Annotated in this window: 15 protein-coding genes; 2 read left to right on the top strand and 13 right to left on the bottom strand. The window is 51.8% G+C overall.

Annotated elements, in window-relative coordinates; translation table 11 throughout:
* Positions 1-5: 5 nt before the first annotated feature.
* The 11 genes from DDY07_RS05400 to DDY07_RS05450 form a co-directional block, all read right to left on the bottom strand.
* Positions 6-233 carry a hypothetical protein gene (locus DDY07_RS05400; RefSeq protein WP_171695102.1) on the bottom strand — a complete coding sequence of 76 codons (228 nt, stop codon included), beginning with the start codon at positions 231-233 and terminating at the stop codon, positions 6-8.
* Complete coding sequence (locus DDY07_RS05405; RefSeq protein ID WP_171695103.1) at positions 230-547, bottom strand: helix-turn-helix transcriptional regulator; 318 nt, start codon at positions 545-547, stop codon at positions 230-232. The genes DDY07_RS05400 and DDY07_RS05405 overlap by 4 nt, the downstream gene beginning before the upstream one ends.
* The gene (locus DDY07_RS05410) at positions 540-731 is read right to left on the bottom strand and encodes a hypothetical protein (protein ID WP_171695104.1); all 192 of its coding nucleotides are present in this window, start codon (positions 729-731) and stop codon (positions 540-542) included. The genes DDY07_RS05405 and DDY07_RS05410 overlap by 8 nt, the downstream gene beginning before the upstream one ends.
* Complete coding sequence (locus tag DDY07_RS05415) at positions 724-1326, bottom strand: hypothetical protein (RefSeq protein ID WP_171695105.1); 603 nt, start codon at positions 1324-1326, stop codon at positions 724-726. The genes DDY07_RS05410 and DDY07_RS05415 overlap by 8 nt, the downstream gene beginning before the upstream one ends.
* Positions 1316-1576 (bottom strand): hypothetical protein, encoded by a 261-nt coding sequence (locus tag DDY07_RS05420; protein WP_171695106.1) that lies wholly within the window; start codon positions 1574-1576, stop codon positions 1316-1318. Before DDY07_RS05420 ends, DDY07_RS05415 begins: the two co-directional genes overlap by 11 nt.
* Positions 1566-1841: a hypothetical protein gene (locus DDY07_RS05425; RefSeq protein WP_171695107.1), complete on the bottom strand. Its 276-nt coding sequence runs from the start codon at positions 1839-1841 to the stop codon at positions 1566-1568. The genes DDY07_RS05420 and DDY07_RS05425 overlap by 11 nt, the downstream gene beginning before the upstream one ends.
* Entirely contained in the window at positions 1841-2581 is a 741-nt protein-coding gene (locus DDY07_RS05430) for an AAA family ATPase (protein WP_171695108.1), read from the bottom strand. The genes DDY07_RS05425 and DDY07_RS05430 overlap by 1 nt, the downstream gene beginning before the upstream one ends.
* 63 nt (positions 2582-2644) lie before the next feature.
* Positions 2645-4522 (bottom strand): DDE-type integrase/transposase/recombinase, encoded by a 1878-nt coding sequence (locus tag DDY07_RS05435; protein ID WP_171695109.1) that lies wholly within the window; start codon positions 4520-4522, stop codon positions 2645-2647.
* Positions 4435-4854 carry a hypothetical protein gene (locus tag DDY07_RS05440; protein ID WP_171695110.1) on the bottom strand — a complete coding sequence of 140 codons (420 nt, stop codon included), beginning with the start codon at positions 4852-4854 and terminating at the stop codon, positions 4435-4437. The genes DDY07_RS05435 and DDY07_RS05440 overlap by 88 nt, the downstream gene beginning before the upstream one ends.
* Positions 4855-5073: 219 nt before the next feature.
* On the bottom strand, positions 5074-5520 hold the full coding sequence (locus DDY07_RS05445; RefSeq protein ID WP_171695111.1) for a hypothetical protein: 447 nt from the start codon (positions 5518-5520) through the stop codon (positions 5074-5076).
* Positions 5507-5863, bottom strand: coding sequence for a helix-turn-helix domain-containing protein (locus DDY07_RS05450; protein WP_171695112.1), 357 nt, complete (start codon positions 5861-5863; stop codon positions 5507-5509). Before DDY07_RS05450 ends, DDY07_RS05445 begins: the two co-directional genes overlap by 14 nt.
* Positions 5864-6081: 218 nt before the next feature.
* Between DDY07_RS05450 and DDY07_RS05455 the strand changes: the two genes are divergently transcribed.
* Both DDY07_RS05455 and DDY07_RS05460 read left to right on the top strand, forming a co-directional pair.
* Positions 6082-6789, top strand: a complete 708-nt coding sequence (locus DDY07_RS05455) for a helix-turn-helix domain-containing protein (RefSeq protein ID WP_301539343.1) — start codon at positions 6082-6084, stop codon at positions 6787-6789.
* A gap of 78 nt (positions 6790-6867) precedes the next feature.
* The gene (locus tag DDY07_RS05460) at positions 6868-7362 is read left to right on the top strand and encodes a hypothetical protein (RefSeq protein ID WP_171695114.1); all 495 of its coding nucleotides are present in this window, start codon (positions 6868-6870) and stop codon (positions 7360-7362) included.
* 441 nt (positions 7363-7803) lie between these two features.
* Here the strand turns inward: DDY07_RS05460 and DDY07_RS05465 are convergent, their stop codons facing one another.
* Together DDY07_RS05465 and DDY07_RS05470 are read right to left on the bottom strand one after the other, a co-directional pair.
* A complete protein-coding gene (locus tag DDY07_RS05465) occupies positions 7804-8616 on the bottom strand; it encodes an arylamine N-acetyltransferase (protein WP_171695115.1) in 813 nt (270 codons plus the stop codon).
* A gap of 99 nt (positions 8617-8715) precedes the next feature.
* Positions 8716-9204, bottom strand: a complete 489-nt coding sequence (locus tag DDY07_RS05470; protein WP_216614712.1) for a metallophosphoesterase family protein — start codon at positions 9202-9204, stop codon at positions 8716-8718.
* Positions 9205-9433: the final 229 nt, after the last annotated feature.

The following is a 9433-nucleotide window of genomic DNA, read 5'->3' on the forward strand; positions in this document are numbered from 1 at the left end:
TCACCTCAATTGATGGTTGGTTTAGTGGTTACGGATTGCACAAAGGCGGCGGCTTGCGGCATGTCTATATCGCGGGTGCCGTGCCAAACGTCGATGGCTTTTTGCAGAAAATCACCCAGCTCGGTGGCTGGGGTTTGGGTCAACGGCTGACCGATTTGGGCCGGATGCGCCAGGGTTTTAATGCTTAGGCTGCCGTCGGGTTGATCGTCTATGCTGATAATGACGTGAGTCATGGTTTAGCTCCTTTGTGGATACAGTTTTGGCAGGCGCGCCAGTGTTGCAGGCCCAGCGGGTTACTGGGGCGGCGCTTGGTGGCATAGTCGCGGCATTGCTCGTGGGTTAAGGTTTGTGCCAGGTGCGGGCATTCCACGCCGCCATAGGCCGTTTCAAACTTCTCCAGAATCTTCTTTGGATTCGCGGGATATTTGTCGTTAACCACCAAACTCAAGGTGCAGCGTTTAACGCCGATCTTGTCGGCGACCTGGGTGATATTGCTGTCCGCCACCGCTTGTTTCAGGCGTTGCAAGGCTTCAGTCTGCTCAACCATGACTACCTCCGTTGCAAGCGAAGTCGGTTGCTCTATTGATTTCTTCAGCTAAAGCTCTTGCTACGTAGGCACTGGCTAATAGCACTACCGTGTCACCTGGTAGCCTAACCATCATCGCAATACCGCCGTCTTCTGCCGGTACTACACGCACTGCCGCATTGTCTGGGATTCGATATTTACGCATCGCCGTCTCCTTTGGTTTCCGACCAGACCACTTTGCCCAGGTTAGGGTCGTAGACCTGCTTGATGCGCTGAATCATGGGCGGGCGCGGGCCGGTGTTTTTGCTGGGGATTAGCTGGTATTTACAAGCGCCTTTAAACGGCTTGGAGTCGTTTCGAGTCACATAGCCGGCTTTGTATAAATTCGCCAAGTAGTCTTTCGCGAAGGCCGGAGTAACCGGGTGTGTGGCCGTGCTAGCCAGTGCGGCCAGCTCCCTATAGTTAACGGGGTGATTAACTGCACGTAATGAGCGCCACACGTTTTCCTGTTCACGACCCAGTGTCACCTCGCTGCCGTCCCTGCGAACGCGCGGGGCTTCGACGCCGTTGTCTTTTATCAGCTTGTATAGGCCAAAGTCGTCCAGCTCCAGATACTGACCGGCCAACAATGATTTGACATAGGTTCTGGTGGTATCTCGGTGAATCGTGCCTGGCAGAGCGCCGACCAAGGCCGGTAAGGTGATGCCGTTGCGACTGTGGCGAAGTTGCTCCCAAATCAACTGGCGTGGCGACTTGCCGCCGGCGTATTCCAGGTGAGCGGGTTTACGGTTATTCGTCATCCTTACCCCCGTTCAAGCCAAACCATTCACTGTATTGCATGCCGTCAAAGCTGGCATATTGCTCACCAACGCTGTTTTCAGCGACATTCAGCCAGCCGCGTTCTTCCAGTGACCTTGCTGTGACATGTGAATGATCGGCATAAAAGCCTTTTATTGCCTTGACCATTACACCGTCGCCCATGGCTTCGTAATCAGCCGCACAGGCATTCAATAGCGCTGATTGCTTCTTGGTGAATTTATTAGTGGACATTCGCAACTCCTTGCTTGCTGCGCTCCAATTCGGCAATGGCACGAGTCATGCCAGAAGATACCTTTTTCAGCGTTTCCAGGTTCATGCCCAACACGATAGGCTCGGCACCACAATCGCAGCTCAGGTTGAGAAAGCACGCGCCATCATTCATGTTCAAAGCCACCGACGATTGACCGTATAAGTGGTCGAACTTGCCTTTTTTGACCCATACGCCAAACGGTATTTCGGTTAATTGGCTGGGTTTTTTGTCAGTAGATTTTTTCATCACACCACCCTCCGCTTCGGCGCTTCGCCGCTGTAAAACGTGACGTTGTGGGCTTTGCACCAACCAAGATCGATGCCTTTTGCGCCGTGCTCGGCGGCTGCTTCGCGAATTTGATCCAGGTTGACGCAGACCCGTCTTACCGAACCATGACTATCCGCCACCAGCTTGCGCAACAGCTCGTCGGCGCAATCGATGCCGGGTGCGTAGACGCTGGACAAGCGCCGTGCGTCTTCCAGATCGACAGGCAGCGCGGGCACAAAAGCCAGGATGCGGCCATGGAAGCGTTCCCACTTTTTCAGCTTTTGCGGTAGGTTTTCCTCGCCGATGATCAGAATCGGCGCTTGGCTGCCTTCGTAGATGTCGCGGACCAGTTCGACGGCTTTTTTATCCACCACGTGGTCCATTTCATCGATCACCAAAGGCCGTTGGCTGGCGCTGAGCTGGTCGCAGACTTGGTCTAACATTTCGCCTGTAGTTTGCGCGGGCTTGATGCCCATTTCACCCAGAATTTTTTGCAGGATAACTTTCTTGCTCCAGATGCTTTTGACCTGGATGTAATAGCCGCGCATCTGGTTGCACAAGTAATTGCTGCTCAGCGATTTTCCCCAGCCGCTGGGGCCGTAGAAACAGACCATGCCCGGCAAGTTGGCATTGCGCTCTATAGCGCGCTCCAACGCGGTCTGGCACTGCATCATGTTGCCGATATGCGCGATACCGGGGCTGTTGATTTCTGCTATCATTTTGTCTCCGTGACCGCCATGGATGGCGGAAATGTCGCTGTTGTATGGAACATTCAGCGACGGTTAACCGGTCGCGGAATCGCGGCCGGCGTTGTAATACGCTTCCCAGGACTTATATTTGGCGGTCGTTGGGTAGCTGCTCATAAACATCTGCAATTCATCCGGGATTGCCGTCCCGTTTGCAGATTTTTGGGTCCACTCGCGCCAGAACAAATGGCGCTCGCGGGGGTCTTCCGGGATGGTGACAGCCATCCTGGTCGATACTTTCTCTTCGATCTTCTTCGCAGTGATTTCCAGCCCAGGCACTTGATTGGCGGGGATGGCTTCAAGTAGTCCATAGTCGGCGTCCAATAAGCCGTTAAGCTCGATGTCCGCCACATCAAAACGCTCTTGGCCCAATTTCTTTTTGGCCTTGGCGCGTTGAATCTTCAAATTCTGTCTTGGTGTGATTGGGAAAGCGGCTACCCGGTTGCCGTTCCACTCAGCCACGCAGATCGCCACACCATCCAAATCCGTTACCCACACCTGATCGGCGTTGTATAAGTCGTAATACATCCTGACCTTGGTATTGGCAGGCAAAGCCGCCAATGCCGCGTGGAAATAGATGTTGTTCAAGTGGCGAATTTCGCCGCGAGCCGGCGTCCGTTCTTTAAATGGACGATACAGCGTGGCTTTTTCGTCATCCGTCAAATGGCAATGCCAGCTATCGTCGAAGTTGGCGTAATACACCTCGGCCGGCGTTTTGCCGCCCAAAGCGCTATGTTTGTGCTGGGTGTTGTACCACTCAAATCGCGCCTCGCAGGCTGCGATAAATTCTTCCCAAAACGGCACGTTATCTGGCATCTCGCCATTCTTGTTTTTAGCGGAATTAATGGCGACGGTGTTCTTCCGCAGGGTCTCGGCATCCATACCGGTGCCTTGGAAGGTCGGAAACTGTTTGGCGGCCCAAATCGTGGTAACGTCCCACATGCCTTCAATAATGCCGCGTCCTTGCGGATTGCCTGGGATGCCGGTTTCGTGTTGCACGCCCAACCTTGCTAACATGCCGCCAGCAGGGCAGTCGATGGTTTTGGCGGTTTGGCCGGAACCGTTATCGCTGTAATAGATCAGTGGTTTGCCATGCTTGACCATCGCATTGCCCAAGGCTTCTGAAACCGCGATTTGGTTTTCCGACAAACTAAATGCCCATCCCACGATAAACCGGCTGGCAGCATCAATTATTACTGTCACTTCAGGCGTAAACGCCAGACGGTCTGGCGCATCCGGATGCCGCACCTTGGCTTTAAAGCTGTGACCGTCGCCTACCCAAATCTCGTTGGAATCGCCTGACCAATCCCGTCGCGTAAAAGCCTGCATGGCTTTGTACTCAGCACCTGTCGAGCGCCCCCATTCCAATACCAGTTTCGGCACGGTTTTCAGCAACCGCCGCACGGCAAATTCACTGGGGATGGATTCGGATAAACCGCGCTCTTCAAAGTCGGCCGCAAATAGCCTATACGCTTCGCTAATCCCCGGTTTCTGCGGCTTCCGGTAAAAGCCAAAATACCAATTTAACCAAACCACATCGCGCCAATCGGTTTTCACGCGAGTTTTCATTGGCGTGCAACTGCCGGCATCGTCCCGCAACTTTGCCCAACGCTGTAAAGTTCTAGCCGCTAACTTCCCAACCCGTTCGGCATTCGCTTTATCGTTGCAATGCAATACAGCATTGTGCAGATCAATATCCAGAGTGCCAGCGGCAAAACCCTCGTTAATGAACGCTACCGCCTTTTCTAATTTTCCAGGGTATTTGCTGACAAAATTGAGAATGTATTGGCGCGCACCATCCCGAATGCGCTGCTTTTCGTCGGTTTTTACAGGTTGTCTATGTCCTGTTGGTAATCCTGCATATACCCCAGGAATAAGACCACCGTCAGATGTCCGCGCGCTGTTAACTGCCACCAAACCTTGTCCTGAAACTTGATTTTCCTGACCAGGCCCAATGTTTCCAGCTTGCGCACTTGCAACAGGTCCGTTAACAAGTCTTCCGTCATGATCTCCGGCACCTGATGAAACGCTAGCGAGTACGTTTCCGCCCATTCTTGCGTGTTCTGGTAATGCCACATCGGCATAATTGCATGTAGCTTTCCCTTGGCTTGAGCCAGGAACGACAACTGGTAGATAGTCAGCTGTTTTTCCATTGCCAGAATTTCGTCCATCTGCTGTTCGGTCATGTCCTCCATCGTTAACTTGTCTGGAAATTTTAGCACTTGCGGCTTGTCTTGCTTGCTCATTGCTAACTCCTGGGGTATAGCGTTTAATAAAAACAGCTTCTTGAATGTGTTGCGGCAACCGTTTGATCAAAAACCATTTTTTCTTATTTTTACCACGGCTTTTTCCTTCTTTACTTTCCCATTTGCCATCGTTGGCCATACGCTCAACGGTGCTTTTGCTTTTGCAAATCGCTGCTGCGATTTCCTCGGCATCGGCATACAGGTTTTTGTCGATCTCGCTCATTCCCGTTCACCCAACAGCTTTTTCAATACCTGTTCCTGCTTGCGCAATTGGTCTTTCATGCTTTCCAGCTTGCCCAGTTGCGCTTCCAAGGCCTCTTTACCAACGCTGAGTTTTGCCCCACGCAAATCCGCCAGAAAAGCCAACACTTCATGCGTTTCCAGAGCCATTTCCAATGCGGGCAGATACTCGGCCGGAAAGCGCCAGCCTTCGCGGCTTTCCGCTGTCCAGCTGTCCAATTGATGCTTGGTGATTTCATGCCCTACCAGCTCGCTCATCCGCGCCGCTATTTGGTGTCTGGACTTGGGGCAAGCCTTGATTTGCTCGCTAATCAGGTGCCTAAATTCCATGCCAATGTCTAACGATCCAGGTTTGTTGCCACGCTCAACCGGCACGGTAAAAAAGCCGTCAAACAGATCGACAGTCAATGCATCACGCGCTTTCATGGCTATTCATTTTTGCCAGTTTGGCATTGACGCTATTACGGCGGCGTGTAGACTGTAAGGCGTGGAAACCCACCAGTTTGCGAGTGCCATCTTTCTCATAACGACTGGGCCAAATCTCCTTGGGGTGTCTATCAAGGACTTCGGCAATGCGTTTTTCACCGGCGGGTGAGCTGTTTCGTAGCGCTTTGGATAGAGATGATCCATCGCTCAGCTGGTAATGTTCAGCTAACGAGGTGATCGTATAGCCGGCCATATTCAGTGCCGCGAGAATCTGTGCAGGGTGCCAATCGGTATCGGGTGCAACCGATACCGGATTGGCTTTTTTTGGGGCTGCTGTTTGCATAACTTGTTGTCCTTTGGTGTGTTTCAAGGTGTGCTAATTAGACGCCATATTTAACGTGTTGTCAAATGCGTAAACGTTATTTTTTACATGCGGCAATTAGTTTTGCGCGCCATATCTGGTGATTTTATGAAAAACCAATTAAATCAAAAACATAGAATTGCCGCATGTGCGGCAATAGAAACTAGCTCCATGCGGCAATTCACGGGATCAATTGCCGCATGACCATCGGGAGCAGATTAAAGCAATGGAGGGCGTCAAATAAAATGAGTCAAGAGGATGCGGCCTTACTATTTGGCGTCTCTTATGGTGTGTATCAAAAGTATGAATCCGATAGGACGATCCCTGGCGGTGATGCGGTTAAGGGATTTATTGAGGCAGGCATCAATGCCAACTGGCTAATGACAGGCGAAGGCCCAATGCTGCTGGAAGATGCCAAGCAGCTGCCGCCTGAATTGCAAGCCGGCATTGACTTTGCGCTTTCTTTTGCGGGCGATGAAGAGGCCAAGCGCCGCCTCCAAGCCCGTCAAGAGGAGCAAAGCGCCAAATCAAGGCAGATCGAGGCCGATCTACAGGCCATCGAGATAGAGGAGGGCTTGCAACTGCCACAGCTGACGCGCATGAACTTTTGGTCATTGATGGCAATGGATCAGGCGTATACGCCGGTTATTCGCCTGGCGGTCAAGGAGCTGGCGGAGTTTATCCGGCAAATTGAGGCCAAATCGGCCCCGATCCCCACATCACCAGTGAATTACAAGCTGTTGCAGGATTTGATAGAGTCGCTGGAAACCGCGCTGGATGAACGCAATCTGGAATTGACGCCAGCCCGCAAGGCGGCCGTGATTCAGTTGATGTACGAGTATTGCAAGCTGGAAGATGATGTGAGTGCTCCGGCCACGGTGGAGAGATTCCTTAAATTAGTGGCGTAAATTGGCGCAAAGTCCAATAGCGGCGCGGCTTTCAAGCGTCTAAAGTGCGCCGCAACCACCAATACACGGAGATTCATCATGGCTGATCATCAGGACGTTAAGCAAAAGGACATTAAGGACAGAATAAAAGACCAATTGGAGCACTCGACTTTAAAGCCCACGCCGAAAGAGCCATCCGGCGGTATTAACATTACCATAAACGGCGACAACGTTGATTTAGGCTATGGTGTAGGCAACACCATCAACATCAACTACACCATCACCCACTACTCAGCCCCGAGTCTAGTTTTGGGGCCGTTCATATATATAGGTATAATCGTCAGCGTATCGCCTTTGTCGATATGGCGTGCAATAAAGCAAAAAGCCGGAAAAACTTTCCGCCAATTATCTCGCAAAATATCAACCAACCTCCCTAAAATGCGCCAAATAACGCGCAACCGCAAAACTAACCCAAAATCCCCTCAACCCCAGTCGTCCCGCCACTTCCGGCCAAATCCCGACAAATCCCACCTTCCGCCATATATCCCGCTTAATCACATACTCAGCAGCACACTAAACTGCTCTGCCGGTTAATCCTACTTCACAATTAGCAACCGTATTGTCGGTTGGTCACGCTCTTCAAAAAGCTGTGTTAACTGCAGAGTAATTCACTAGCATGTAGTCCTGGTGCCGGACTGAATTTGGCTCCGAGGCCTTGGGTAAGCGCACATCGACGGGTGCGATAAACGCGCGACAAGACTTGCCTTAAAGTGCTCGCCGAGTTTGGAAATAAATTTCCCCTGCTACATCATACGTATGAGAATACCAAAATCATTTTTTTAACACTCAGTTTGCCTTGCTGATAGCACGCGACCTTTGTATTAGCCAGTTTTGTCGCCATTTCCAAGCAAAAGCCGTTCCAGACATCTTGAGCGATGGATAAATCGTCAAGTTTGCTTGAACAAATAGGCAAATTTGCCGAGTACCTGCTCAGACAGGGCGCTGCAATGCCGATAAAACCCGCCGGACAAATGCTTAGTTATCCTGGTTTAATGCCAAACGCTCGGCGAGGCAGCGCAATTGCTCACTGTTGAGCGCTATATCAAACTGCTCGTCCAGCAAGTCATTTAATTGCGCCTGGCTGTCAATTGAATGGCTAATTTTCTCATCCGCGCGGCATCTTGAAAAATGGGTATTGAACAATTGTACCCAGCCTTCGGCGGTATTCCGGCAAATCAACAAATTTTGCGACAGCAGCGATTGGTCCCAGGTTGTGCATACCAAGTTGGCCGCGTCCAGGTCGCAGCGTTGCACTTTTGAGCGGTCGAAACTATACAACGCAAACCACTCGCCGTTTTGCCAGCGCTCCAATACGGTTTCTCCCGTTTCCGCTTCTTCGCGCAACCGAAACTGGTTATGATCCTGGCTTTGCGTCTGCTCGGTATTCAGGCGTAGCGGCCGATAGTGGCTAGGGCCGCCGAAGCCGGCATCGACCAGCCAGGAATCGCCTTCAGCCTCCACGATAAACGCCAAATGCAGTCGCGGTCCGCCCTCGTTACGGCCCATTCGCACTCTGGCCATAATCGGCTGATACGCAAATCCCAACTCGTCCAGCGCCTGTCCAAACAACCCGTTCAATTCGAAACAATAGCCGCCGCGTCGATTGGCGACGATCTTTTCCATCAACGCCGCCGTTTCCAACTCGGGCAGCAAGCCTAATAGCGGATTGATGTTTTCGAACGGAATAGCGCCGAGTTGCGCCTGTTGCAATTGGCTGAGCCCGGCGAGGCTAGTCTCCGGTTTGGCTATGCCGATGCGGTTTAGGTAAGCGTTAAAATCAAAACTCATGGGGTAATCTGGTACAGTGAAAAAGAGGTTAAATGGAAACGAATCGTGCGCCAGCATGATCCTGCAGGTGACAACGATAACAAATTCTTGCAATCGGTTTCAAACTGCCAGCTCGACGATTCGCGCCTCGATTGCCGTATCCCTGATGACAAGTTCGGCAACGGCTATCGGCAATTTAAATCGGCGTGGACCAGCGCTGCCGGGGTTGAGATACAGCACGCCATCAAGTTCTTGAATCGATGGTTTATGCGAATGGCCGGAGATGACGACACGAATCCCGGCCGCGACTGGATCGATGCGCAGCTCGGCCAGATCGTGAATCACGTAAAGGCACGCTTGCTCAATCGTCACAATGGCGCTAACCGGCAGTTCCTCAACCCAAGCGTCTTTATCGTTGTTACCACGTACCGCCGTAACCGGTGCCAACTCGTTCAGCCGCTGCAACACCTCCTGTTTGCCGATGTCGCCGGCGTGGATAATCCGCTCGCAGCCCTGCAACGCCGCTAGCGCCTCGGGGCGGAGTAAGCCGTGGGTGTCGGAGATGATACCGATGCGCTGAATAATTGGGGATTCGGTTTGAGTAGGCATTTTGGACTTAGTTTACGCCGGGCGTGGATGTAGTGGAATTAAACTTAAAAGCCGATTTCGATAAGCTTTGCCACCTAAGCTTAATGTGACAACTGCGGTTGCGAAGACTGTTAACGATTTCCGTGATTCTGGCTGAATTGAAAAATAATTTTTCGAGCCGTTGTCGATTTGGACGCTTCTCAAACGATTATGTGACGACAGCCTTCTTGTCTTTATAAACCAACTCGGG

The organism is Methylomonas sp. ZR1 (assembly GCF_013141865.1).
Classification (GTDB): domain Bacteria; phylum Pseudomonadota; class Gammaproteobacteria; order Methylococcales; family Methylomonadaceae; genus Methylomonas.